The organism is Bacillus sp. FSL K6-6038 (assembly GCF_038050455.1).
GTDB lineage: Bacteria > Bacillota > Bacilli > Bacillales > Bacillaceae_G > Bacillus_A > Bacillus_A pseudomycoides.
Genome location: NZ_JBBOUH010000001.1, coordinates 5033434 through 5059258, shown reverse-complemented (window position 1 = coordinate 5059258; position 25825 = coordinate 5033434). Strand labels below are relative to the sequence as shown.

Annotated in this window: 24 protein-coding genes; all 24 read left to right on the top strand. The window is 34.0% G+C overall.

Translation table 11 applies throughout. The features are described 5' to 3' along the window. Window positions 1–15 precede the first annotated feature (15 nt). The 24 genes from NSQ40_RS26665 (at window position 16) to tagU (ending at window position 25526) form a co-directional block, all read left to right on the top strand. Window positions 16–468, top strand: a complete 453-nt coding sequence (locus NSQ40_RS26665; protein ID WP_018764971.1) for a lasso peptide biosynthesis B2 protein — start codon at window positions 16–18, stop codon at window positions 466–468. A gap of 22 nt (window positions 469–490) precedes the next feature. Beyond that, entirely contained in the window at window positions 491–1678 is a 1188-nt protein-coding gene (locus NSQ40_RS26660) for a nucleotidyltransferase domain-containing protein (protein WP_098158663.1), read from the top strand. Between the two features lie 2 nt (window positions 1679–1680). Continuing rightward, window positions 1681–3483, top strand: coding sequence for an ABC transporter ATP-binding protein (locus NSQ40_RS26655; RefSeq protein ID WP_098158664.1), 1803 nt, complete (start codon window positions 1681–1683; stop codon window positions 3481–3483). Window positions 3484–4677: 1194 nt separating this feature from the next. After that, complete coding sequence (gene fabZ, locus NSQ40_RS26650; RefSeq protein WP_003202177.1) at window positions 4678–5112, top strand: 3-hydroxyacyl-ACP dehydratase FabZ; 435 nt, start codon at window positions 4678–4680, stop codon at window positions 5110–5112. 553 nt (window positions 5113–5665) lie between these two features. Further along, window positions 5666–6403, top strand: coding sequence for a YveK family protein (locus tag NSQ40_RS26645; protein ID WP_018764974.1), 738 nt, complete (start codon window positions 5666–5668; stop codon window positions 6401–6403). Next, complete coding sequence (locus NSQ40_RS26640; protein WP_018764975.1) at window positions 6393–7082, top strand: CpsD/CapB family tyrosine-protein kinase; 690 nt, start codon at window positions 6393–6395, stop codon at window positions 7080–7082. The genes NSQ40_RS26645 and NSQ40_RS26640 overlap by 11 nt, the downstream gene beginning before the upstream one ends. Before the next feature lie 93 nt (window positions 7083–7175). After that, window positions 7176–7943 (top strand): tyrosine-protein phosphatase, encoded by a 768-nt coding sequence (locus NSQ40_RS26635; protein WP_003202182.1) that lies wholly within the window; start codon window positions 7176–7178, stop codon window positions 7941–7943. Between the two features lie 203 nt (window positions 7944–8146). Then, window positions 8147–9028 (top strand): UTP--glucose-1-phosphate uridylyltransferase GalU, encoded by an 882-nt coding sequence (gene galU, locus NSQ40_RS26630; protein ID WP_041488630.1) that lies wholly within the window; start codon window positions 8147–8149, stop codon window positions 9026–9028. A 113-nt stretch (window positions 9029–9141) separates the two neighbouring features. Beyond that, complete coding sequence (locus NSQ40_RS26625) at window positions 9142–10962, top strand: polysaccharide biosynthesis protein (RefSeq protein ID WP_018764977.1); 1821 nt, start codon at window positions 9142–9144, stop codon at window positions 10960–10962. 80 nt (window positions 10963–11042) lie between these two features. Next, window positions 11043–12512, top strand: coding sequence for an MOP flippase family protein (locus NSQ40_RS26620; RefSeq protein WP_033796574.1), 1470 nt, complete (start codon window positions 11043–11045; stop codon window positions 12510–12512). Between the two features lie 14 nt (window positions 12513–12526). Then, window positions 12527–13801 carry a hypothetical protein gene (locus NSQ40_RS26615; RefSeq protein ID WP_003202190.1) on the top strand — a complete coding sequence of 425 codons (1275 nt, stop codon included), beginning with the start codon at window positions 12527–12529 and terminating at the stop codon, window positions 13799–13801. Window positions 13802–13822: 21 nt separating this feature from the next. Next, the gene (locus NSQ40_RS26610) at window positions 13823–15091 is read left to right on the top strand and encodes a glycosyltransferase (RefSeq protein WP_098158665.1); all 1269 of its coding nucleotides are present in this window, start codon (window positions 13823–13825) and stop codon (window positions 15089–15091) included. A gap of 19 nt (window positions 15092–15110) precedes the next feature. Further along, a complete protein-coding gene (locus NSQ40_RS26605; RefSeq protein ID WP_224796032.1) occupies window positions 15111–16226 on the top strand; it encodes a glycosyltransferase in 1116 nt (371 codons plus the stop codon). Between the two features lie 16 nt (window positions 16227–16242). Beyond that, complete coding sequence (locus NSQ40_RS26600; RefSeq protein ID WP_003202196.1) at window positions 16243–17472, top strand: glycosyltransferase family 4 protein; 1230 nt, start codon at window positions 16243–16245, stop codon at window positions 17470–17472. A gap of 12 nt (window positions 17473–17484) precedes the next feature. Then, the gene (locus tag NSQ40_RS26595; protein WP_033796576.1) at window positions 17485–18780 is read left to right on the top strand and encodes a nucleotide sugar dehydrogenase; all 1296 of its coding nucleotides are present in this window, start codon (window positions 17485–17487) and stop codon (window positions 18778–18780) included. 9 nt (window positions 18781–18789) lie between these two features. Next, complete coding sequence (locus NSQ40_RS26590; RefSeq protein ID WP_003209182.1) at window positions 18790–19410, top strand: sugar transferase; 621 nt, start codon at window positions 18790–18792, stop codon at window positions 19408–19410. Continuing rightward, window positions 19407–20030, top strand: coding sequence for an acetyltransferase (locus NSQ40_RS26585; RefSeq protein ID WP_033796577.1), 624 nt, complete (start codon window positions 19407–19409; stop codon window positions 20028–20030). The genes NSQ40_RS26590 and NSQ40_RS26585 overlap by 4 nt, the downstream gene beginning before the upstream one ends. 31 nt (window positions 20031–20061) lie before the next feature. Beyond that, window positions 20062–21222, top strand: coding sequence for an aminotransferase class I/II-fold pyridoxal phosphate-dependent enzyme (locus NSQ40_RS26580; RefSeq protein WP_003202204.1), 1161 nt, complete (start codon window positions 20062–20064; stop codon window positions 21220–21222). 54 nt (window positions 21223–21276) lie between these two features. Next, complete coding sequence (locus NSQ40_RS29550) at window positions 21277–21405, top strand: NAD-dependent epimerase/dehydratase family protein (protein ID WP_113708569.1); 129 nt, start codon at window positions 21277–21279, stop codon at window positions 21403–21405. A 149-nt stretch (window positions 21406–21554) separates the two neighbouring features. Continuing rightward, the gene (locus tag NSQ40_RS26575) at window positions 21555–21803 is read left to right on the top strand and encodes an NAD-dependent epimerase/dehydratase family protein (RefSeq protein ID WP_003209186.1); all 249 of its coding nucleotides are present in this window, start codon (window positions 21555–21557) and stop codon (window positions 21801–21803) included. 254 nt (window positions 21804–22057) lie between these two features. After that, window positions 22058–22510, top strand: a complete 453-nt coding sequence (locus NSQ40_RS26570) for a hypothetical protein (protein WP_033797509.1) — start codon at window positions 22058–22060, stop codon at window positions 22508–22510. 8 nt (window positions 22511–22518) lie between these two features. Beyond that, a complete protein-coding gene (locus NSQ40_RS26565; RefSeq protein WP_003202210.1) occupies window positions 22519–23148 on the top strand; it encodes a class D sortase in 630 nt (209 codons plus the stop codon). A 175-nt stretch (window positions 23149–23323) separates the two neighbouring features. Further along, window positions 23324–24352 carry a UDP-glucose 4-epimerase GalE gene (galE, locus tag NSQ40_RS26560; protein WP_033797508.1) on the top strand — a complete coding sequence of 343 codons (1029 nt, stop codon included), beginning with the start codon at window positions 23324–23326 and terminating at the stop codon, window positions 24350–24352. A 265-nt stretch (window positions 24353–24617) separates the two neighbouring features. Beyond that, the gene (gene tagU / locus NSQ40_RS26555; protein WP_033797507.1) at window positions 24618–25526 is read left to right on the top strand and encodes a polyisoprenyl-teichoic acid--peptidoglycan teichoic acid transferase TagU; all 909 of its coding nucleotides are present in this window, start codon (window positions 24618–24620) and stop codon (window positions 25524–25526) included. The last annotated feature ends 299 nt before the right edge of the window (window positions 25527–25825 follow it).

Here is a 25825-nt window from a genome sequence, read left to right as displayed (position 1 = left end):
TTAGGAGTAGGATCGATGAATATCATAAATAAAGCCAAAGCTTTCTTGTCGTTCGATATGGGAACAAAATTATTACTTATAGAAGCTTTCTTTTATTTAGGCTGGGCTCGTATTCTTAAAAGTATACCGTTTTCTAAAGCTGCTCCTATATTAGGAATTCATATGGCAGAAACGTCTTTAAGCCATGATGAATCGGAAAAGGTTACATTAAGGAAAATTTCTCAAGCAGTGCATATGATGAGCCGTTATACATTTTGGGAAAGCCAGTGTCTCGTTAAAGCTATCGCTGCAATGAAAATGTTGGAGAAGCGTCAAATTGAAAGTACCCTTTACTTAGGGACCGCGAAAGATGAGACAGGAAATATGATTGCCCATGCGTGGTTACGTAGCGGGCCCTTTTATATTACTGGCGTAGAAGAAATGAAGAGATTTACTGTTGTTGGTAAATTTGCAAAAAGGATAGGGTAAAAAAATCTTGAAGGAGAATGAGATGTATACCGGTTGTAATCTTGATTTGAGTCATTTACCTAAAGAACTAAAATTGTTACTTGAAATTATAAAGAAGGAAGATAAAGAGATACAAGAAATCCCGGGAGACTGGTTCATAAATATTGATTGGAACAAATTTTTGAAACTGGCGCTGCATCATCGTATGTACGCGTTCATTTATCCAAAAATGAAATCTATTGATAAACAATTAGTTCCATCAAATGTTGTGCAAGTATTAAGTACATATTTTAAAAGGAATACATTCCATATGCTTCATTTAAGTGGAGAAATGGGAAAGGTAAGTAAATTATTTGCTGAAAACCAACTTCGACTTTTATTTTTGAAGGGCCCTATTCTTGGCGCAGATCTATATGGAGATGTTTCCCTTCGAACATCAGGGGATCTGGATGCCCTTGTTCCTATAGATGATCTTGGAAAAGTGAACGAATTACTTGTAAAGAATGGTTATGTCAAAGAGGATGATTTTCCGACGGTTATGAATGAATGGAAGTGGAGACGCCACCATACAACTTACATGCATCCGATAAGTAAGGTGAAATTGGAGATTCATTGGCGACTACACCCAGGACCGGGAAAGGAACCACGCTTCGATGAGTTGTGGGGGCGAAAGAGGACGAGTCCTGTCACAAATTATCCTGTCTATTTTTTAGGTAGAGAGGATTTGTTTATGTTCCTTGTGACTCATGGGACTAGGCATGGCTGGTCTAGGCTTCGATGGTTAACAGACATTGACCGTATGGTAAGGCAAGAAATAGACTGGAAAGAACTCACTGCTATTTTGGAAAGATATGGATGTAAGCAACTGGTAGGCCAGGCGCTTATTTTATCTTCTGAGCTTTTAGATACTCTTATAATAGAAGAAGAGGCAAAAGTATTAATGTCAGGGAGAAGGGTACCGCAATTAGCGCAGCTTGCTATATATTACTTGGAAAATATGATTAACTTGCATACAGATCCCGTCCCAGAAGAAGTTTCAAAATATCATGAGCGATATTTATATTTGTTAAAGACAAGCTCTCAAAAGCTACTGTTTCATCTTAGTTGGTTGTATCCTTATCCTCAGGATGTGGAAACTTTACCACTGCCAAAACAACTGCATGTTTTATATTTCCCTTTGCGGCCGGTTTTATGGATTTGGAGGGGAATGAGGTACCGTAAGGAGAAGTGAAAATGAGAAATATTTTATATTTTACAAAGCAGTTATACTCTTTTACTGGAAACATTCTCATTGTTAATCTCTTGGGAATGGTATTGGTCAGTCTTGTAGAAGGGATCGGTATTTTACTATTAATCCCTATGATAAGTATTAGTGGTATTGCGAAGATGAATGAACAGGCAAGCCCTCTTTCAGGGGTTCTTGGATTCCTAGGTGAGTTTCCAACTACTTTAGGATTACCACTTGTATTAGGAATATATATTATATTGGTCGTGGGACAAGCGCTTTTGCAAAGGAATATAACAGTTCGTAATGCGAAAATCCAAATACGTTTTATTAATCATTTGAGATTGGAAACTTATCGTGGATTGTTGCAGGCCAACTGGAGTTTTTTTGTGAAAAAGAGAAAATCAGATCTTATCAATTCTTTGACAACGGAATTAGGGCGTGTTAGCGCAGGCACTAATTTATTTTTACAGTTGCTCACTTCTTTAATGTTTACATTTATACAGATTGGTTTCGCTTTTTGGTTAGCGGCAGATATAACAATTTTTGTACTATGTTGCGCTGTGGTACTTGCCTTTCTTTCACGAAGATTTATTAAAAAATCAAAAAGATTAGGTGGTCGAACCTCAGAGAATTCAAAAGCGTATCTTGCAGGTATAACTGATCATTTTAATGGAATTAAGGATATTAAGAGCAATACACTAGAACGATCTCGTTATATGTGGTTACGTAATTGGGTGGAAGATGTGGAACGTGAACAGTTTGCATATATTAAGGTGAGAAATAATTCTCAACTCTTTTATAAAATTGCATCAGCTGTTTTCATTGCTATTCTTATCTTTCTATCTGTTAAGTTGTTTCAGACGAAAACGGAGCAATTATTATTAATTATTCTTATATTTTCTCGTTTGTGGCCAAGATTTGCAGGTATACAATCAAACATGGAACAAATTGCAGCGAATCTTCCCGCTTTTAAAGATTTGCTGCAATTACAGGAAGAGTGTAAGAAAAGTATAGAATTGCAAGATATAGAGCAGGATTATGATTGTATAAATCCTATGCAGATAGAACAATCTATTGAGTGTCAGAATATCTCTTTCCGCTACAATAAAGAAAATGCTGTGTACTCACTTAAAGATATTAATTTGCGTATTCCTGCAAATTGTATGACAGCTATCTCAGGGCGTTCTGGTGCTGGAAAGAGTACATTAATTGATATCATAATGGGACTTATGCAGCCAGAGAGCGGTCAGCTATTAATAGATAACAAACCGTTGATAAGTAAGGACCTATTATCATTGAGAAAATCTATTAGCTATGTTCCTCAAGATCCATTTCTATTCAATGCCAGTATAAGAGACAATTTGAGAATGGTTGAACCAAATGCAAGTGAGGAACAGCTTTGGGAAGCTTTGGAATTTTCTGCTTCCGCTGAGTTTGTTAGTAGGCTCTCACAAGGATTAGATACAATGATTGGCGATAGGGGAGTCAAACTTTCAGGGGGAGAACGACAACGTCTTGTTCTGGCTAGAGCGATACTTCGAAAGCCTTCTATTTTAGTATTAGATGAGGCAACAAGTGCGTTGGATGCTGAAAATGAAGCGAAAATACAAGAAGCATTGGAAAGATTGAAAGGAAGCATGACAATTATTGTCATTGCGCATAGACTATCTACTATCCGTAAAGCTGACCAAGTAATTGTAATGGATCAAGGACAAATTATTCAACATGGTAGTTTCACACAACTGGCGAAAGATGAAAGTGGTTTGTTTAGTAGCCTACTTGGACAACAGGCCAAAGTAAACATTTAAATATGGCTTGTTATAATTGTTTTTTATAAATTCACGGAATGCACTGCCTTTATTTCTTTCGGGCCGGTAACACAATTTGATTATTTATGGTTTGGGGTATAATTGGTATTTGTGTACTGGTCTTTTTATGGAAATATGAGCTTAATTTAATTGTGTGACCAGTAAAAAAATGAGAAATACTTTTTGTGACTTATTAATATACCATCTATATACATGTATAAATATCCGTGTTATAATTTAACATGGAACCTGATTTTATTTATACCATATAACAAAAGCAGCGAGACCCCTCGTCTTTAGGACTAGGGGTCTTTTCTATTTTTGTATATAAAGGTTTATTAGTGTAGTTGTGATAATATATTTTGAAGCACCTTGTAGATATTTTTATGGTCAGTGATTAATGAGAGGTAGTGCCTACTGAATTGTTGGTATTTTGAATTGCTACTAATTTTATATAAGTAATTAAGAAGGGAAACGATTTGAGGAGAGGAAAGAGAGATAGTGAAGAATATTATATAAGTATTTCTTTTTATTTCATTTGAATTTTTCTCTCAAATCCTCCAGGATGCCTTATTTAACAGATAAACAAGGAAAAGCAACAATTTCTTATTAGTTATACTTTATTTTTATGTATTGTTAAATAGATTTAAAAGAATTTATATGTAGTATTGGATATTTATGTAAAATACAAATATATCTTTTGTGATGATATTTTATAGGACTTTTATTAAAGGCTAATCCACGAAGATTTATTTTTTTATAAATCATAGTGTTCTGGATTATGAATCTTAATTTCTAGATATGCTATTTAAGATAATATAAGAAAAATGAAGAAAATTGTAGAAAATTGTAGAAAATTAAGGCTATAATGGTAAAAAGCAGTAAATATTAAATTTTTCTTTCTTATTTTTGTCCTTTATAATGAGCTATGAATACGACACATGAGGCAAATAATGTATATTGCCTCTCCCTAACTTTGATATACACCTTTTTCCAACCTCCGTGTTAATTGCTATTATTTTGTTATACCGATTAGCGAAGGGAAAAGGGTGTATCTTTTTTGTATGAATAGTCCTAATAGATATTTTGGGTAGAAAGCATTTCTTGTTTTTCGTGACAAAAACAATAGAGAATGGGATAATAAGGACAGTGTGTTGGTGGTATGACCAATTTGGTATATAAGGAGAGAATGATATGCTAGATATTCAACAGATTAAAGAAATTATTCCACATCGTTATCCATTTCTACTAGTCGATCAAATTCTAGAAGTAGAAGAAGGAAAGCGTGCGGTTGGGATTAAAAATGTAACGGCAAATGAGGAATACTTTAATGGACACTTTCCAGATTATCCTGTGATGCCAGGTGTTCTAATTGTAGAAGCATTAGCGCAGGTGGGTGCTGTTGCGGTATTAAAAAAAGAGGAGAATCGTGGACGCCTCGCATTCTTCGCTGGTATTGATAACTGCCGCTTCAAGCGTCAAGTACGTCCAGGTGACCAACTTCGTTTAGAAGTGGAAATGACACGTGTACGTGGACCAATTGGTAAAGGAAAAGCAGTCGCAACTGTAAACGGTGAAATTGCTTGTGAAGCTGAGGTTACATTCGCGCTTGGTGATAAGAAAGAATAAAGATATGATAAGTTGGGAGGTGAATGAAAATAAACTTTTCATTCACCTCCTTTTTAATAAAAGAAAAGTAAGAGAATTTGTTGATAGGTAGGTTCTCTTTATTTAAACAAACGTTTGATTAAATAACATAAGGGATTTTCGGGAAAACTTTCTCAACTTAGCGTCTAGAAACGCTGTTGAAAAATAGAATGAAAATTTATAATGGAAAGTGTTTTTTAAACGAGTTATTATAAATATACAGGTTAATTTATAATATATTCACTAATAATACTAACTACATTCACATATTATCAATATATGGTAAATGTAAACCCATACCCGACAAAGGATATCTAAATTTGTCGAATTTGTCATTATAACATTTGTCAATTTATTAAATGAATTTCTCAACCATTATTGTTATACTAATGTAAGTTATGTAATATGTTAAATAGTTGTCTAGGACTAAACATGATTAGGACTAGATACTAGATTCTTATTGTCAGCCGCAAATCTGACATTTTATTTATTTATAAAGGAATTTATGACAAATTATTGGAAGCTGGAGGAAGGCATGGAAGAAACAATAAGTTTGAAAGAACTATTTACTATTTTAAGAAAACGTTTAGTTATGATCATCGCAATTACGATTGGGGCAGCTCTTGTAAGCGCAATTGTAAGTTTCTACTTTATAACGCCGATTTACCAAACTTCAACGCAAATTCTTGTTAACCAAAAGAAACAAGAGGGTGTTTTCCAACCTGGGGAAGTACAAACAAGTCTTCAATTAACAAATACATATAAAGTTATTGTGAAAAGCCCAGTTATTTTAGATCAAGTGAAAGAAAAGTTGAAACTGAATATGTCAACTGGAGCATTAAATAACAAAATTAACGTAGCTAATGAGAAAGATTCGCAAGTTATTGCGGTTACAGTACAAGACAAAGATGCAAAATTAGCTCGTGATATCGCAAATACAACAGCGGAAGTATTCAAAAGTAAAATTGCAAAAATTATGAGTGTAGATAATGTAACAATCCTATCAAAAGCAGAAGTGGCGGAAGGGCAATCTCCAATTAAGCCTAATAAGATGTTAAATGTAGCTATTGCATTTGTCGTTGGCTTAATGGCTTCTGTCGGACTTGCATTCTTACTAGAATATTTAGATAACACATTCAAAAAAGAAGAAGATATCGAAAAATTTCTAGGTCTACCAGTTCTTGGGGTGATTTCTCATATAGAAGAAGATAATGTGAAAAGCAGAAGTCCGTCAAGGGCAAAGAGAGTAGGAGGGCATACAATTGGTTCTTAAGAAAAAAGCATCACGCGCACGTCGTCGGCTTATTGCATATGAACAACCGAAATCATTTGTTTCGGAACAATATCGAAATGTACGAACAAATATTGAATTTGCATCCGTTGATAAAAAAATTCGTTCTCTTATAGTTACATCCGCTAATTCAAGTGAAGGAAAGACAACAACAGCTGCTAACATTGCAATAGTCTTTGCACAGCAAGGTAAAAAAGTATTACTCATTGATGCGGATTTACGTAAGCCTGCACTACATCACATGTTACAAGTTGAGAATGTTTTTGGCTTAACAAGTGTATTAACACGTAGTAAAAAACTTGAGACATGTGTAGAAAATACAAAAATTAGAAATTTAAACTTCCTGCCATGTGGGCCAATCCCACCAAACCCAGCGGAATTATTAGGGTCAAACTCGATGAAAGATTTACTTTCAGAAGCATATGGCATGTATGATCTCGTTATCTTTGACACATCTCCGATTTTACCAGTTACTGATGCGCAAGTCATGGCAAATCAATGTGATGCTTCTGTACTAGTTGTCCGAAGTGGCGTAACAGAAAAGGATACGGCGATTAAAGCAAAACAAGCACTTGATGGCGCAAAGGGTACATTACTTGGCGTTATTCTAAATGATAAAGAACAAACAGGATCTGAGTATTATTATTACAGTTCTAACTAAATAGATGAGAGGAAAGAGGAGACATCTTCTTTTCCTCTTATATTCACAATGTGAAGAGTAAATGAAGAATAGATAGAGAAGAGGTGTAAGGGAATGATTGATTTACATTGTCACATTTTGCCTAGTATCGATGATGGGGCACAATCAATCGAAGATAGTATCGCGATGGCAAAGGCAGCATGTAAAGAAGGTATTCATACAATCGTTGCCACTCCGCATCATCAAAATGGTGTTTATATTAATCCAGCAGAAGGCATTCTTCATCAGGTAAAGCAGTTAAATGATAGATTGAAAGAAGAAGACATTAATTTAACCATTTTACCTGGTCAAGAAATCAGGTTATATGGAGAATTGTTAGAAGACTACGAATTGGGTAAAATTGTTACATTGAATCGTACGGATAAATACATATTAATTGAATTCCCAGCAAATCATGTCCCGCGCTATGCAGAAAAAATGTTATATGAACTGCGTATAAAAGGAATCACGCCGATCATTGTGCATCCAGAGCGAAATACGGAAATCATCGAACGCCCTCAAGTATTGTATAAGTTCGTAACTCAAGGTGCACTCACGCAAATTACTGCAGGGAGTGTAACAGGAAAGTTCGGAAAGAAAATCAAGAAATTTTCGTTACAACTCATTGAACACCATTTAGCACATGTCATATCATCAGATGCCCATAACACAACAACGCGCTCATTTCACTTACAAGCAGCATATGAGGTAATAGAGAAGTCATTTGGGAGCTCTACACTTTATTGTTTCAAAGAAAATACATATTCACTAATAAGTGGGAAGATAATTTACCGAGAAGAACCAGAACAGGTGCGACGTAAGAAAATACTGGGTCTCTTTTAAGTATAAACATTTGGTGATGCCTCCTAACCAATATCAATGGAGACACTCGACTATGCTGTGGGTAGAGTAAGCTTTACCTTAGACACGCTTGTTGTCAAAAGCATGGTGTGAGGTCGGGTTAGATGCCCGTTATGATTATAAAATTGTTGGAACCTTTATTATATTTATATATAAATATAATAAAGAATAAGGGACAATACAAGTTGAAACAAGTAAAAAAAGCCATCATTCCAGCAGCTGGGCTGGGGACAAGATTTTTACCAGCGACAAAAGCAATGCCGAAAGAAATGTTGCCAATCGTTGATAAACCGACGATTCAGTACATTGTGGAAGAAGCAATTGCATCTGGAATTGAAGACATCATCATCGTAACGGGTAAAGGAAAGCGTGCAATTGAAGATCACTTTGATCACTCCTTTGAACTAGAACAAAATCTACTAGAAAAAGGGAAGTACGAAATGCTTGAAAAAGTACAAGCGCCTTCCCAAATTAACATTCACTACATAAGACAAAAAGAACCAAAAGGACTCGGGCATGCTGTATGGTGCGCATGTAAATTCATTGGCAACGAACCGTTTGCTGTATTACTTGGTGATGACATTGTTCAAGCGGAAACGCCATGCTTACGTCAATTAATGAATCAATATGAAGCAACGAGATCATCAGTAATCGGTGTACAAACAGTGCCGGAAAATGAAGCACATCGCTACGGTATTATCGATCCATTAGAGCAAAAGGGACGCAGTTATCAGGTGAGCAGATTTGTGGAAAAACCAGCGCAAGGAACAGCACCATCGAACTTAGCGATTATGGGGCGTTACGTATTAACACCAGAAATTTTTATGTTCCTAGAAGACCAACAAACAGGTACGGGTGGAGAAATTCAGCTAACGGATGCGATTCAGCGATTAAATGAAATTCAACGTGTATTTGCATATGACTTTGAAGGTAAGCGTTATGACGTTGGGGAGAAATTAGGTTTTATTCAGACAACGATTGAAATGACGCTTCAGCATGATGAATTAAAAGATGAACTTGTGAAGTATATGAATGAACTTGTACAGAAAGAACTTTTAAACGTATAGATTGTATATAACTGAAAAATAGGCTGTTTTTAAATATAGGGCATGGTTTATAAAATGTTAGGTGTGGGAAGGACTCTTATTTTAAAGTTATATAAAAGAAAGGAACATGTGTCTTGAGTTATCAAAATAGGCTCTCATTATTAGTATTATTAGATTCATTCATTGTTTTAACATCGGTATACTTGAGTTACTGGTTTATTCATCCTAATGCATTAGACAATATTCCAACTACACTTATTATTAGTTCAATTACGTTACTTTGTAGTCATCATGTGTTTGCTGCAATTTACAAGTTGTACAAAAAAGCTTGGGAGTATGCAAGTATAGGAGAGTTAGAAAATATTTTCAAAGCCGTTACATTCTCTATTATCGTGACTGCAATCGTTCAGCAAGTTATTAATCACGATATTTATTTCCGCATCTTAGCAATCGCATGGATGTTCCATATGCTACTTATTGGTGGTTCACGATTTATATGGCTTATTTTCCGTGATACATACATTTCAAAGAAAACAGATAAAGCTCGTACATTAATTGTAGGAGCGGGTTCAGCAGGAGCGATGATTGTACGTCAGCTTCAAAAAAGTCATGAGGCACATTTAGAAGCGGTAGCATTTGTTGATGATGATCTAAGGAAACAAAGGTTAGAAATATACAATATCCCTGTTGTAGGAACAAGAGAAGACATTCAACGGGTTGTTGATCGTTATCAAATTGAACATATTATTATTGCTATTCCTTCCCTTAGTCGTAAAGAAGTGAATGGAATTTTTGAAGCATGTACAAAAACGAAGGCAAAAACACAAATTGTGCCAATGCTAGAAGATATTCTGGATGGGAAAGTTTCTGTTAATGAGTTTCGTGATGTACAAGTAGAAGATTTATTAGGACGTGAGCCTGTGAAATTAGATGATGCAGGTATTGGCGAAAAGATTACAGGAAAAACAATCTTAGTAACTGGCGCTGGAGGATCAATTGGTTCCGAGCTGTGTCGCCAAGTCATGAAATTTAAACCAGGTAAAATTGTATTACTTGGTCACGGTGAGAACAGCATTTATACAATTGAAATGGAATTGCGTTCACTATATAAAGATTCCATCGAAATTACAACAGAAATTGCAGATGTGCAAGACCGTAATAAAATGTTTGAAGTGATGAAGAAGCATAACCCATACATTGTGTATCATGCAGCGGCACATAAACATGTTCCACTTATGGAAAGGAACCCAGAGGAAGCTGTAAAAAATAATATTATTGGTACGAAAAATGTTGCGGAAGCATCGGCTACTTTTGGTATAAACACATTTGTTATGGTCTCTACAGATAAAGCTGTTAACCCAACAAGTGTAATGGGGGCAACGAAGCGTATTGCAGAAATGATTGTGCAACATATGGACACAGTCAGTAATACTCGTTTTGTAGCTGTTCGTTTTGGCAATGTACTGGGAAGTCGTGGTAGTGTTATTCCTTTATTTAAGAAACAAATTCAAAAGGGTGGACCGGTTACTGTTACACATCCTGATATGATTCGTTATTTTATGACAATTCCAGAGGCTTCACGTTTGGTTATTCAAGCTGGATCTTTAGCTAAAGGTGGGGAGATTTTCGTTCTTGATATGGGAGAACCTGTTAAAATTGTTGATTTAGCTAAAAATCTTATTAAACTATCTGGTTATCAGGTCGAGGATATTGGAATTAAGTTTTCTGGGATACGCCCTGGGGAAAAACTTTTTGAAGAATTATTAAAGGATGATGAAGTGCATAAAGAGCAAATTTATCCCAAGATATACATTGGTAAATCTAATCATGAATTAAGTGCCGAATTACCGTATTTAGTACAATATATTTCTAATTTAGAAGGTAATCATTTAAGAGATTTCTTATTAGATTTAACTAATAATCGTCAAAAAGTAATAGATAAAATGAATATTTAACAGCACTTGGTGGAAAAAAATATGATATTTATTAAAAAATTATTATCTTTGTGTTTAAGTTAGGTGAGAGGATACCTTGTATGATTACAAATTTAAAGCAAAAAGCATTTAGTGGAGCTAAATGGACTACAACATCAGCACTAATTGTTTCTAGTTTACAAATAATTCAATTGGTTATAGTATCTAGAATACTTCCGCCTGAATCATTAGGATTAATGACTACTATTATGGTAGTTGTAGGGTTTGCTCAATTATATTCGGATATGGGAATTACTAACGCTATAATTTATAAAGAGAATTTAACTAAAAAACAATTATCGAGTCTTTATTGGTTTAATATAATGTTAGGGTTATTATTAACTTTAGTTATTATTGGATTTACTCCAGTTATAGCATATTTTTATCATGAACCAAGATTAAGCATTTTATTATGCTTAATAGCAGTAATATTTTTGATTAATCCAATAGGCCAACAATCTATGGTTTTACATCAAAAAGAGCTTAAATTTGATATTCTAGCAAAGATAGAAATAATAGCGGCTATATCAGGTTTTTTATTAACCATAACTCTTGCTTATATAGGCTATGATGTCTACTCATTAGTTATTGGTCAAATATTTATTAACTTTATGAAAATGTGTGGATATGTTTTTATTAGTAAAAATGTATCGAAGCCTATGATGTACTTTAGATTTAGTGAAGTGAAATCTTTCGTAAGTTTTGGTTTATATCAATTAGGTGAAAGAACAATTCATTACATCAATTCTAATCTAGATTATATAATTATTGGAAGTCTACTTGGTTCAAAAGCTCTAGGTTATTATACTATTGCTTTCAATCTTATAATATTACCTATTTCAAAGATTAATCCCATAGTGACAAGAGTGGCATTTCCTATATTTTCTAAGATGCAAAATGATATATCTTTGCTAAAAAAATCATACTTTAAAATCATTCAGATTTTGAGTTGTATAAATTTCCCTTATTTTTTTGGTTTATTTATATCTGCTCCAATTTTAGTTCCTGTTATTTTTGGAGAGAAATGGATGCCTAGTGTATTACTTATTCAAATACTCTCTTTTGTTGGAATAACAAGAGCTATTGTCAATCCAATTGGGGCATTAGTAATGGCCAGGGGAAGAGTAGATTTAGGATTTAAGTGGCACTTTTTTATGCTGTTTTCTCAAGTGCCCTTAATTATCACCGGAGCATATTTTGGTGGAATAACGGGAGTAGCTATGGGATATTGTTGCCATCAAGTGGTATACATAATTACAAATTACACATTTGTGATTCGAACATTAGTGGGTTCTTGTTTGAAAGAGTTTTTAGAAAGTTTTATGAGTTCTATAAAAGCTTCATTAGTTATGATGGGAACTGTATTGGTGATACTGAATTTTATAAAGCAGTTAGATATGACAATTCAGCTAGTTTTAGTGGTTTCGTTGGGAGCCGTGTTTTACATAACGGCTTCTTTGGTATTTCAACGACAACTAATTATAGAATTAAAAGAATTATTTTTAAGGAAAAGGATAAAAAACGTTAGTTAAGAGGTAAATTATACATGCTTACAACATTAGTTTTTTTAGTATTTTTTTATCTTATAGGCACAATCTTAACCTTAAGATTAGGACGTAAAGAGGTTAAGTTATTTCATATTATCTTTATTTTTAATGTCTTAATAAGTATTTTAATGTACTACATATATATAGATAGATATGGAGTACCTTATTATATTGGTGGAAGTGATGATTTAGTTTACGAACAACAAGCAGCATATGCGTATGAAAGTTTAGGTATTTTTGATTATTCTAGTCTTAAAGAAATTTTTTGGATGTCTAACTCGTTAGGATACACATACTTGGTAAGTATATTCTTTCGAATTGCATCTTTTTTTGATGGATACCATACATTAGTTCCTCGTTTTTTTAATGGTTTATTGCTGGCTTTTATTTCTGTATTTGTATATAAAATAAGTATGAATTATATGGGGTTGAAACAAAGGTTTGCTTTTCTAGCAGCAGTAATAGTAGGGTGCTCACCCATAATGAGTTTTAATGCTGCGCATGTTTTTAGAGATATTGTAGTTACTTTCATAATGGTACTTGTAATATACCTTGCATTAGGTTTTTATAAATTTAATTTATGGGAAAAATCTATGGCTATTTGTGGAATGTTTATATTATTTGTAATACTTTATGAAATTCGTTATATGTCGGCTTACTTTTTAGTGATTCAGATAATATTTACAATGTGGGCAGCATACCGTAATTCGAAAAATAAACCATTAAAACTAAAAAATATAATGAGTATTTCTATAATTGTTTTGTTATTTATACTCATTTTTAATACTTCTTTAGTTAATACAATATTTAATTACTATGAAATTTATGCTGATTATAGAACGGAGAGAACTGATGGTTTAGCTCAATACGTTTTTAATGCTCCTTTATATGTGGGTTTTTTTCTAAGAGTTGTATATTTATCTATTACTCCTTTTCCTATTTTTTCATCTGAATTGGAGCGGAATTTTTTAAGTATAGGTACTATTGTGCAATTATTTTTGATGCCTTATGTATTAATTGGAATTAGGAAGTCTTTTTCAAATAGTAATGTAGCAACAATTATGTTTAGCTTTATTGTAGTTTATATTTCTGTAAGCATGTTATCTTTTACAATTAGACATATATGTTTATTCTATCCATTTATGATTTTGTTAGCTTTTTATGGGTATCAGAATGCAAATTTATATTTTAAACATAAGAAAATGCCATTGGCGATAGTTTATTTTATGATTTTAATTGGTATAACAATGTACAGTATTTTGAAATTTTATTGATATTTAAGGGGCTAAAGGGACATGAAGATTTTATTTATAGCAAATCACTTTCCGCCTATAAACAATTCTGCGAGTATTAGAATATTAAATTATGTTAATCATTTGCAGGTGATGGGGAATGAAGTGATGGTACTCACACCAGATTATCCTAAAGATTTTATAAATTATGATGAAGAGCTTTTATATAAAATAAATACAAACATTAAAGTAATTAGAGTAGATATGGGATCAATATATAAAAGAATTTATCCTAAGAAGAGTAGGCAGATTGGTAATGATTCTCCTGCGAAGGCTAGCAAAAAAAATATTTTAAAATCATCTATAAAAAGGAATTTAGCTATTCCAGATTCTTATATTGAATGGAAAAACAATGCCGCCAAGATAGGAGATAAACTAATAAAAAAAAATAAAGTAGATATCATTATTTCAACGCATGAAACCCCTTCTTGTCATTTAGCTGGCTTGAAATTAAAAAAAAATAACCCAGAGGTGAAATGGATAACATATTGGAGTGATCCTTGGACATTTGAATATTATAGATCCAGAGAAAGTTTATTAAAACGTAATGTTGAAAAGTGGTTGGAACGTAATGTTGTTAAAAAGAGTGATAAATTTCTATTTACTACTGAGGAAACAAGGGATTTATATATAAGTAGCTATAGTATACCTAAAAGTAGAACTGCTATTGTTTATAGGGGATTTGAAGAATATTCACGAGAAAACTCAAAGAAATTCATAGGTTTATTAAAAAAGGATAAAATTAATTTAGTGCATACTGGTGAAATATATACTGAGTTGAGAGATACTAGGCCTTTAATTGAAGCATTGAAAGCCTTAGAAGAGGAAGAGAAGGATATTTTTGATCAAATTAATATAGTTTTGGTAGGAGGAGTTGATAATTTAAAGATTAAAAAAGAATTAAAAGATATAAAATGTGTATCTCTTCTATCACGGGTTCCTTATGAAGAGGCGCAAGATTATATGCATAATAGTGATGGGTTATTATTGTGGGGCAATAAACATGGTTGTCAGATCCCTGGAAAAGTCTACGAGTATTTCGGAGTTAAATCACCTATTTTAACCATATTGGCTAATAATCAAGATCCAGTTGGTAAATTAATGAAGGACGTCGATAAGGGACCCATTATTTATAATAATGCGCAAGAAATTAAAGAAATGATAAAAGAGTTCGTTAAAAATAAAGATAAAAAAGAATATTGGTATGAAATCATTCCTAAGTATAAATGGGAAAATGTAGCTAAAGATTTGTTTTCTAAGATTTCAGATTAAATAATGGAGGAGAATGCATATGAATCAAGCTAAGAAGGTATGTATAGTTTCTCCTATACACGATTATAAGGATATAAGGGTATACCAAAAACAAGCAAAAACTATAGAAAATAGTGGTTATGAGGTTAGTTTGCTTGCTAGAAAAGATTATGATGAGAAAATAGGTAATATACAAATCTTCGCAATTCCAAAATCAAAAAACTTTTTAAGTAGAATTATCTTGCAACCTAAATTACTTTGTAAAATACTTAAGACAAGGTCTAAAATAGTTCATTTGCATAATCCTGACACGATATTATTAGGATTTTTGTTGAAAATGTTTAATAAAAAAGTTATTTATGATACTCACGAAGATTTTTCAAAAAGAATATTAATTCGGGAATGGATCCCCTATTCTTATAGGAAACTTATTGCTAAAGTAGTTACAGGTTTAGAGTTAATGGCATCAAGGTGTTTTGATGGATTTATTGTTACACAAGAAGGTTTACTTGCCAAATATAAAAATGCATTGTTAATTGAGAATGCGCCAATTCATCAGGGTGAACTAATAACGAGGGCTTATGAATTAAGTAAGCTAATCTCAAAGAGTAACTATATAAGGGTGGTTTACGTTGGTGGAATCAGTGAGCAACGGGGTTTGAGACAGATAGTACAAGCTTTAGAAGAAATAAATAAGACCTATAGTTGCAGATTATGGCTAATTGGTCCAGATTCAAAAGAAATAAATGAGCTTCAGAAATTGAATGGTTGGAAATATGTAGACTATTTAGGAAAGCTTCCTCAAGAGAAAGCTTTTTCATATGTAATAAAATCAGATATAGGTTTATGTACAATATTAGATGTTGTTGATCATGCTGAGACAAGCCCCAATAAGATTTTCGAGTATATGACTTTAGGTATCCCATTTATTGCAAGTGACTTCCCGAAATGGGAAAAGAAAATAGGGTGTAGTAATGCGGGATATTTTGTAGATCCACAAAATATAAACAAGATTGCAGATCTGATATTGAAGATTGGTTCGGATGAAAATTTGAAAAGTTATTTATCTAATAATGGAAAGAAATATATTTATGAAAAATTTAATTGGGAAAGAGAATCGGAAAAACTTATAGAGTATTATAAAAAAATAAATTAGTAGGAGCATAAAAATTATGAGGGTTTTATTACTTCATCAGTATTTTTTAGGAAAAGATGACCCAGGTGGTTCTAGATTTAATCAATTTGTTAAGTATTGGGAAGAGCAAGGACATGAGATTACAGTTGTGGCTGGGACTGTACATTACACTACGGGTAAAAAAGAAGAGAAGTATAAAGGAAAATGGATTGTAGCAGAGGAGTATTCCCCGAATGTAAAAGTACTAAGAACATATGTATCTGAAGCTTATAATAAGTCATTTTTTGGAAGGCTATGGGGGTACTTTTCGTTTACAGTTTCTTCATTAACAGCTATTCTTTTCAGGGTGAAAAGTCATGATATTGTAATTGTAACTTCTCCGCCGTTATTTGTTGGGGTTACTGGTATTTTTACAAAATGGTTTAAAAGAATACCGATGATATTTGAAGTTCGAGATTTATGGCCAGAATCGGCTATTGATACTGGGGTTTTAAAGAGTAAGCCATTAATAAAAATGGCTTTTTTTGTTGAAAAAATGTCTTATAAGTTTGCGAATAAAATCAATGTTTTAACTCCTGCGTTTCGTAATGTATTAATTGAGAAGAAACATATTTCTCCAGATAAAATAACTTTTATCCCAAATGGGGCAGATTTAGATATTTTCGAACCAGGTGAAAAAGATAACTGGGTTCGTGAAAAATACAGTTTGCAAAATAAGTTTGTCGTTACTTATATGGGGGCACATGGGCTAGCGAATAATTTAGATAGTCTTTTAAATCTTGCGAAGGCATGCGAAGAATATGAAGATATAGCTTTTCTATTAGTTGGAGATGGGATGGAAAAAGCACGACTGAAAAAAAGAGTTAAGAGTGAAAGGCTACAAAATATTATATTTATTGACTCGCAACCAAAGGCAGTTATTCCTGATTTTTGTAATGCTTCAGATATTTGTACTGCAGTTTTGAAAAAGGTAGATACATTTAAAACAGTATATCCTAATAAAGTGTTTGATTATATGTCATGTGCAAAACCGATTTTACTTGGAATTGATGGAGCTGCTAGAGAATTAGTAGAGGAAAGTGGATGTGGAGTTTATGTTGATCCTGAAGATATTATCCAGTTTAAAGAGAAAATATTAGAATTCTATCATAATAGAGAACGATTAGATGAAATGGGTCTTAAAGGTTATAAATACGTGCAAAGGAAATTTAGTCGAAAAGCTTTAGCACATAAATACATTCAAGAAATTGAAAGTATAATCAAATAGGAGGAAATAGCAATGAGTAAAAATTTATGCGTAGTAGGACTAGGCTATATTGGATTACCCACATCAGCAATGTTTGCAAAAGCTGGTTATACTGTAACAGGTGTAGATGTAAATCCAATTGCGATAGAAATGATTAATCAAGGGGAAATCCACATTGAGGAAGTTGGTTTGGGAGAATTAGTTAAAGAAATGGTTGGGAAGGGAAGATTAAAAGCTAGTCTTCAACCAACTCATGCAGATGCATATATCATTGCGGTACCAACACCGCATAATGCAGATCATACTGCAAACTTAGATTATGTAATTGGGGCGACAAAATCTATTGTACCCTTTGTAAAACCAGGAAATGTAGTTATTGTTGAATCTACAATTCCTCCGAGAACAATTGATGATGTAGTGGCGCCAATTTTCAAAGAACATGGATGGATTGTAGGAGAAGATATTTATCTAGCCCATTGTCCAGAACGAGTGTTACCAGGACGTATATTAATTGAGTTAGTTGAAAATACAAGAATTGTTGGGGGAATCAATGATATTTCTACTAGCAAGGCTGCAGAGCTATATCGTAGCTTCGTTACAGGACAGATATTAGAGACTACTGCTGTTACAGCTGAAATGTCTAAGTTAATGGAGAATACGTATCGTGATGTTAATATTGCACTTGCAAATGAATTGGTCAAAATTTCTCAAGAGTTAAATGTTGATGCATTAGATGTAATTCGTTTAGCTAATCATCATCCGCGTGTGAATCTACACCTACCAGGACCAGGTGTTGGAGGCCATTGTTTAGCAGTCGATCCTTATTTCATCATCGAAAAGGCACCAGAACAATCCGTACTAATCTCAAATTCTAGAGAAATAAACAATTCTATGCCGATATTTATTACAGATCAAATAGAAAAAATAGTTCCAAGTAATGGGAAGGTTGCTGTTCTAGGCATTACTTATAAAGGAAATATTGATGATGTTCGAGAAAGTCCTGCGATGACAATTGTAGATTTATTAACAGCTAAAGGATATGAAGTAGCGGTACATGATCCACATGTCCATCAACAACAAGTAGTATTTAATCTATATGACTTTGAAGAAGCGATTATAGATGCAGATTGTGTACTTGTTTTAACAGATCATAATGAATTTAAGCATCTAAATGAGACCAGTATTTTAGAACATGCAAAAAAAACTGTTATCCTGGATACACGTAATTGTGTGAAATGTAAAAACCCAGAAATAATGTATATTAATTTTAATAATTTATATGAAATTAAAGGTTTAGAAAGTGTCAAGAAGCAATTAGTAAATAATTAAAGGCGTGTGATGGATATTATGAAAAGGGCTTTTGATGCTCTTACAGCAGTTTTAACTCTGATGTTGTTGTCTTTTATAATTTTAATTGTCGCTCTTCTTGTAAGGTTCAAACTAGGTAGTCCTATTATTTTCAAACAACAACGTCCAGGCTTACATGGAAAACCCTTCTATGTATACAAGTTTCGTACAATGACAGATGCAAAAGATGAAGAGGGTAATTTCTTACCAGATAATGTTCGTTTAACATCATTTGGTAAATTACTTAGAAAGTTAAGTCTAGATGAATTACCACAACTTATTAATTTAATAAAAGGATATATTAGTTTAGTAGGACCTCGTCCATTATTAATGGAATATCTCCCACTGTATACCTCCCAACAAGCTAGACGTCATGAAGTGCACCCTGGTATTACTGGATGGGCGCAAGTAAATGGACGAAATGCAATTTCTTGGGAAGATAAATTTAAATTAGATGTTTGGTATGTGGATAATCAGTCCCTTTGGTTAGATATAAAGATTTTATTTTTAACAGTTGCAAAGGTTTTTAAATCAGAAGGGATTAGTCAACAAGGTCATGTGACGATGCAGAAATTTACAGGATTAAACTCAAATAAAGAAGTGGTGAAATGAAAAAGATAGCTTTAATTGGTCAAGGTGGGCATGCGAAAGTTATTATAGATATGATTCATGCAAATACAGGTTATGAGATTGTTGCTATATTTGATGATAAATATGAATGTTTAAGTGAGGACCAGGGCATATGTTATGGACCAATCTCTTCTATTAAAGAAATAATAGAAGAGATTGGATTTAAACTTGTGCTTGCGATTGGGCATAATGCTGTACGAAAAAGGATAGTTGAGCAGTTAGAATTGAAGGATGGAAGTTATGAGACAATTATTTATCCAACTGCTGTAGTGAGTGAGTCTGCTTCCATTGGATTTGGAACTGTTATTATGCCTAAAGCAGTTATTAATGCGGATACTATAATTGGAAGGCATGTTATTGTTAATACTGCAGCAGTGATAGAACATGATAATCAGATTGGTGATTTTGCACATATTTCTCCAAATGCGACGTTAACGGGAACAGTCTTTGTTAATGAAGGTACACAAATAGGTGCAGGGGCAATTGTTATCCCGAATCGAAAAATTAGCCAATGGAGTATAATTGGTGCAGGAGCAACAGTCATTCATGATATACCATCTTCTTGTACAGCAGTAGGTTTGCCCGCAAGAGTTATAAAATAAGTTACGTTACCATAAGGAGTGTAATGGAAGCATGGAAAACAAAAGAATCTTTTTATCACCACCACACATGAGCGGAAATGAACAAAAATATGTAAATCAAGCATTCGAGCAAAACTGGATTGCGCCACTAGGACCTAACGTAGATGCATTTGAACATCAAATTGCAGAATATATTGGAGTGAAAAGTGCCGCTGCTGTTAGCGCAGGTACTGCAGCAATCCATTTAGCACTTCAACTGTTAGGTGTTAATAGAGATGATACTGTATTTTGTTCTTCATTAACGTTTGCAGCAAGTGCAAATCCAATTGCGTATCAAGGGGCCGAACCAATTTTCATAGATTCAGAGCCTGATACATGGAACATGTCTCCAGTTGCACTTGAGAAAGCTTTTGAAGATGCAAAAGCTTCAGGAAAACTTCCGAAAGCAGTAATTGTTGTTCATTTATTTGGACAAAGTGCAAAGATGGATGAAATTATGGATGTTTGTGATAAGTATGGTGTACTAGTTGTGGAAGACTCTGCGGAATCACTTGGAACAACTTATAAAGGGAAGCAAACTGGTTCATTTGGTAAGTTTGGTATTTTCTCTTTCAATGGTAACAAGATTATCACGACTTCTGGTGGTGGCATGCTTGTTTCTAATGATGAAGTGGCGATTCAAAAAGCACGCTTCCTTTCGACACAAGCACGTGATCCAGCAGTTCATTATGAACATAGTCATATTGGTTATAATTATCGTATGAGTAATATTGTGGCTGGTGTAGGACGAGCGCAGTTGGAAGTATTAAATAATCGTGTGCAAGCACGTCGTGATATTTTTACTCGCTATAAAACAGCTTTAGGTGAATTACCTGGAATTACATTTATGCCAGAATTCGAAGATGCAGTTCCAAATCGTTGGTTATCTACATTATTAATTGATGAAAAGGTAACAGGTGTTACGTATTTAGATGTGATTGAAGCTTTAGCGGCACAAAATATTGAAGCGCGTCCAGTTTGGAAGCCGCTTCATAGACAGCCTGTCTTCGCAGGTTCTAAATATTATACTCATGGTGATACAGATAGTATTTCTGATAAGCTGTTTAGTCAAGGTTTATGTTTACCTTCTGGTTCAAGTATGACAGTGGAAGATCAAGAAAGGGTTATCGCTACTGTTAAAGAGGTATTAGCAAAGCAAGTTGTAACGAAATAAATTATAAAAAGTGCATTCTTTTTTTGAATGCACTTTTTTATTTTAAGTAGGTAAGTGATACTGGTAATCGGCAGTGCGGGTTATATCGGGAGTCATGTTGTGAAAGAACTGCTATCACAAAAACATCGAGCTGTTATAAAGGATTTTACCACCGTTACTAACAATGATCACGTATCAAATTAAACATTTTGTTTTTTCATCATCTATATCAGTTCATGGTATGCCTTATAAAGATCAATTGCAGGAAATATATGTCCCATTCCCAGTTGTCTTTCAAGGGAATTCTAAGCTTATTATTGAACAGGCTTTAGAAGATTTTTATAAGGCGTTATATGTCTCTTCATTACCACAATGCTATAGGTGCTTATACAGATGGGAAAATAGGTGAAGACCATCGCCCAGAAACATATATTGTACCAAATGTTTTATTGCATATAGTAAAAAAACAAGAGGAGAGTTTTATGATAGACGGTGGATACGGTACAAAAGATGGTAGTGCGGTCGGTGATTATGTACATGTCATGGATGTAGCAAAAGCACATGTATTAGCACTGCATAGTTTATTAGATTCAAGTGTGTGAGAAAATAGCAGGTAAAAAGGTGAATATAACGTTTAATGATTGTACAAAGAATGGGAACCATTCATTTTTTATATCTAGTAAAAAGATATACACACAATTAGGTTGTCCTACATAGGATTGCTTATGATATATTTAAATTAATAAATTGTTATAAAAAGGAGAAATAGCCATGAATTTCAAAGGTGTCATGAAAACAGGCTCATTAGTCGCTGCACTTGCTCTCGGTTGAACAGCATTCGCTACACCGGCTGCACATGCAGCAAGGGTTAATGAGTTTAAAAACTGAGCAAAAAGTAGAAATGCTTCGCTTATTCTTGGATAGTGCGAAACTTGCACATCTACAAGTAGCACTTGTAGATGAAAAAGGAAATTCGTTGGATCTTTTAAACTATACAATTAGTAAGGATAATAACTTATTAATTCAATTAAAAGATTTAGATGGAAAGTTACTTGCGACAATTAACCCAACGAGAGAAATGGTACAAGCAGCTAACTTTAAAAGCTTGGTAAATTCATTGAAAGTTGCGATGGAAGCAAAGCGTGAGCTAAATGCAACTGATCATTTTGTTCCAATGCCAAATGCTGAAATGCCAAATACAGCATCTTATGAACAAACTTACATGCTAATTGGGGGATTAATTGTACTTCTAGGTGTAGCTGCATTAGTTCCAGCAGTACGATTAGCTCGTAAAGTAGAACAAGCGTAATACGCTCTATGGAAAAGCGAAAGAAAGTACATAAGCGTAAGTCAAAATGGAGATGGGTAATCATCGGGATTCCTGTTTCCATTATTTTGTTAGGTCTTGGGATTATTGCTTTTTTCGGCTGGGAACTTACAAAGCAAACAACATTGTTAGCTCATACAGTTGTTACACCGTATAAGCCTGTAGAGGCTGAAAAAGAGTTTAAACAAATTTGGTCTAAAATTCCTGATCCAGGAGAGAAGCTTGGTGAATTGAAGTTTCCTTCTCTTTCTTATGAGGTTCCTGTTGTAGAAGGGACGCACCCGAAAGAGCTGAAATCAGGAGTCGGACATTTTGCTGGGAGTACGTTGCCAGGACAAGGCGGGAATGTTGTGTTAAGCGGACACCGGAATACGAGTTTTCGTAAGCTGGAAGATGTGAAGAAAGGTGATCAAATCAAATTCGCAACGCCGTATGGTGAGTGTGTTTATGAAATAACAGATTTCAAAATTACGGGAGCGAATGATGAGACGATTATCGTTCTAACTGATTATGAGACATTAACGTTAACGACATGTTATCCGTTTGAGTATATTGGTGATGCTCCGGATCGCTTTATTGTGTATACGAAGCTTGTGTCTAAGCCGGATTTAGAGAAATAGTCATGGTCTAAAGAAGGCCCAATTCCCTTTTATACAATTGGGCTTTCTTGATGCAAAATGAAAAATAGGAAGTACATAGATATAATGTGTTGGAACTCATTCTGTTTGGAATTCACAAAGAGAAGTAATGAAAAGTTAATAAATAAGAAATAAATAACCCTGGGAGGTCTTCATTATGGCGATACTTGTAACAGGTGGAGCAGGATATATCGGCAGTCATACATGCGTGGAATTATTAAATAATGGTTATGATATTATAGTAGTTGATAACCTTTCTAATAGTTCAGTAGAATCGTTGAATCGAGTGAAAGAAATAACAGGAAAACAGTTTGAATTTTATGAAGAAAATCTTCTAAATCGTGATGCAATCGATGTGATTTTTAAAGAAAATACAATTGAAGCAGTCATTCATTTTGCTGGCTTAAAAGCAGTTGGAGAATCAGTAGCAATTCCGCTTACTTATTATCATAACAACATTACAAGTACATTAATATTATGCGATGTTATGCAGAAGCATAATGTAAAGAAAATGATTTTTAGTTCATCAGCAACGGTATATGGTCTTCCTGAAACATCACCAATTACAGAAGAATTTCCTTTAAATGCAACAAACCCATACGGTCAAACAAAGTTGATGATTGAACAAATGATGCGTGATGTAGTTGTAGCTGATTCTGAGTGGAGTGTTGTATTACTTCGTTATTTCAATCCATTTGGTGCACATGAAAGTGGGCGTATTGGAGAAGATCCAAATGGAATTCCGAACAACTTAATGCCATATGTAACGCAAGTAGCAGTTGGTAAGTTAAAAGAACTAAGTGTATTTGGAAACGATTATCCGACAAAAGATGGTACAGGTGTCCGTGATTATATTCACGTTGTTGATCTTGCGAATGGACATGTGAAGGCTCTTGAAAAAGTATTACATACAACAGGTGTAGATACATATAACCTTGGTACAGGTACTGGATATAGCGTGCTAGAGATGGTACAAGCATTCGAGAAAGTTTCAGGAAAGTCCGTTCCATATAAAATTACAGAGCGTCGTCCTGGAGATGTTGCTGTATGTTTTGCAGATGCATCTAAAGCGAAACGTGAATTAGGATGGGAAGCAAAGCGCGGGCTTGAAGAAATGTGCGCGGACTCATGGAAATGGCAGTCGAATAATAAGGATGGCTACCAAGAAGCAGAATGTATGAAGTGAATATGATCTTGTAAATGCTTTCTTTATGATTTGCTAGACATATCATCAATTTTTTTGAAGAAATAATGTAAACGTGAAAAAGCCTCGTCTTATCCTATGCTAGATAAGACGAGGCTTTTTGTGTATGGTAAGGTATCTAATGAGAAAACATATATGTATGAAATTATAGAATAATTTGGATATAGAAACTAATCCCATGTATAATGGGTGTGGTACTTTATTCCTTAAAAACCTATAAAGCTGATTCAAGAAAGAAGGTTACATAATGAAAAAAATTCTATTTTGGATACTGGGTATTATCGGCGTTCTTGTCATTGCAGGAGGCGGTTATGCGTATTATCTGTACTCATCCGTTTCGGGGACAATAGATAAAGTGTATACACCGCTTGAACGAGATCATTCTGAGAAACGTTCTACTGATGTGAAGTTAGGAAATAAACAACCTGTTTCTATTTTATTATTAGGTGCAGATGAGCGTGGGGCAGATAAAGGGCGTTCGGATTCGATTATGTTATTAACATTAAATCCGAAGCAAAGTTCGATGGAAATTGTAAGTATTCCTCGTGATACATATACGGAGATTGTTGGGAAAGGGAAGAAAGATAAAATCAACCATGCGTATGCATTTGGTGGAATTGATATGTCTGTGAAGACGGTTGAAAATTTTTTAGATATTCCAATTGATTATTATATTGAAGTAAATATGGAAGGTTTCCGTGATATTGTTGACGCTGTTGGCGGGATCGATGTGAATAATGACTTGGCATTTACGCTTGAAGGTATGTCATTTGAGAAAGGGAACATTCATCTAAATGGCGAGCAGGCACTGAAGTATACGCGTATGCGTAAGGAAGATCCACGCGGTGACTTTGGTCGTCAAATGCGTCAGCGTCAAGTGCTAGAAGCGGTTATTAGTAAAGGCGCGAACATATCATCTATTACAAAACTTGGCACGATGTTAGGTGCTGTTGAGAAAAACGTAAAAACAAATTTAAATCAAGATCAAATGTGGGATCTTCAAAGTAATTATAAAGCTGCGATGAATAAAAAAGAGGAAATTCAAATTCCTGGTGACGGTCATAAGCAGGATGGTGTTTGGTACTATTTCGTTCCTGATAAAGATCGTAAAGATTTGTCTAATAAATTAAAAACTCATTTAGAGTTAACAAAATAGTAGTTGAGTATAAGGAATAAGCTTAATGATCCTGTAATGGGACATTAGACTTTTTTTGATGTCTCATATATAAGCTGCTAAGAACAGCAAAAGGTGACCTGCTACTTGTTTTCTCTCTCTGTTTTTCCTTGGCATGGGGCAGGAAAAGGGTCTGACCGCTTCTATACATGGCTGGATGCTCTCTCCCACCTGAAAAGAAGGATTTTATGTCGGTTTTTCAATTTGTATTTATATAGTAAATAATAGGCGCTACCTATCCTTTATGTATAAAGGATAGGTAGCGCCTTATTTTTGTCCAA

Bases quoted from the DNA above. Each gene is read 5' to 3' on its own strand.
- NSQ40_RS26665 (WP_018764971.1), top strand. From the start codon at position 16: ATGAATATCATAAATAAAGCCAAAGCTTTCTTGTCGTTCGATATGGGA.
- NSQ40_RS26575 (WP_003209186.1), top strand. From the start codon at position 21,555: ATGTCTCTTCATTACCACAATGCTATAGGTGCTTATACAGATGGGAAA.
- NSQ40_RS26590 (WP_003209182.1), top strand. From the start codon at position 18,790: ATGGATATTATGAAAAGGGCTTTTGATGCTCTTACAGCAGTTTTAACT.
- NSQ40_RS26605 (WP_224796032.1), top strand. From the start codon at position 15,111: ATGAATCAAGCTAAGAAGGTATGTATAGTTTCTCCTATACACGATTAT.
- NSQ40_RS26600 (WP_003202196.1), top strand. From the start codon at position 16,243: ATGAGGGTTTTATTACTTCATCAGTATTTTTTAGGAAAAGATGACCCA.
- NSQ40_RS26580 (WP_003202204.1), top strand. From the start codon at position 20,062: ATGGAAAACAAAAGAATCTTTTTATCACCACCACACATGAGCGGAAAT.
- NSQ40_RS26635 (WP_003202182.1), top strand. From the start codon at position 7,176: ATGATTGATTTACATTGTCACATTTTGCCTAGTATCGATGATGGGGCA.
- NSQ40_RS26660 (WP_098158663.1), top strand. From the start codon at position 491: ATGTATACCGGTTGTAATCTTGATTTGAGTCATTTACCTAAAGAACTA.
- fabZ (WP_003202177.1), top strand. From the start codon at position 4,678: ATGCTAGATATTCAACAGATTAAAGAAATTATTCCACATCGTTATCCA.
- NSQ40_RS26595 (WP_033796576.1), top strand. From the start codon at position 17,485: ATGAGTAAAAATTTATGCGTAGTAGGACTAGGCTATATTGGATTACCC.
- NSQ40_RS26645 (WP_018764974.1), top strand. From the start codon at position 5,666: ATGGAAGAAACAATAAGTTTGAAAGAACTATTTACTATTTTAAGAAAA.
- NSQ40_RS26585 (WP_033796577.1), top strand. From the start codon at position 19,407: ATGAAAAAGATAGCTTTAATTGGTCAAGGTGGGCATGCGAAAGTTATT.
- tagU (WP_033797507.1), top strand. From the start codon at position 24,618: ATGAAAAAAATTCTATTTTGGATACTGGGTATTATCGGCGTTCTTGTC.
- NSQ40_RS26615 (WP_003202190.1), top strand. From the start codon at position 12,527: ATGCTTACAACATTAGTTTTTTTAGTATTTTTTTATCTTATAGGCACA.
- galE (WP_033797508.1), top strand. From the start codon at position 23,324: ATGGCGATACTTGTAACAGGTGGAGCAGGATATATCGGCAGTCATACA.
- NSQ40_RS26565 (WP_003202210.1), top strand. From the start codon at position 22,519: ATGGAAAAGCGAAAGAAAGTACATAAGCGTAAGTCAAAATGGAGATGG.
- NSQ40_RS26655 (WP_098158664.1), top strand. From the start codon at position 1,681: ATGAGAAATATTTTATATTTTACAAAGCAGTTATACTCTTTTACTGGA.
- NSQ40_RS26570 (WP_033797509.1), top strand. From the start codon at position 22,058: ATGCAGCAAGGGTTAATGAGTTTAAAAACTGAGCAAAAAGTAGAAATG.
- NSQ40_RS26610 (WP_098158665.1), top strand. From the start codon at position 13,823: ATGAAGATTTTATTTATAGCAAATCACTTTCCGCCTATAAACAATTCT.
- NSQ40_RS26620 (WP_033796574.1), top strand. From the start codon at position 11,043: ATGATTACAAATTTAAAGCAAAAAGCATTTAGTGGAGCTAAATGGACT.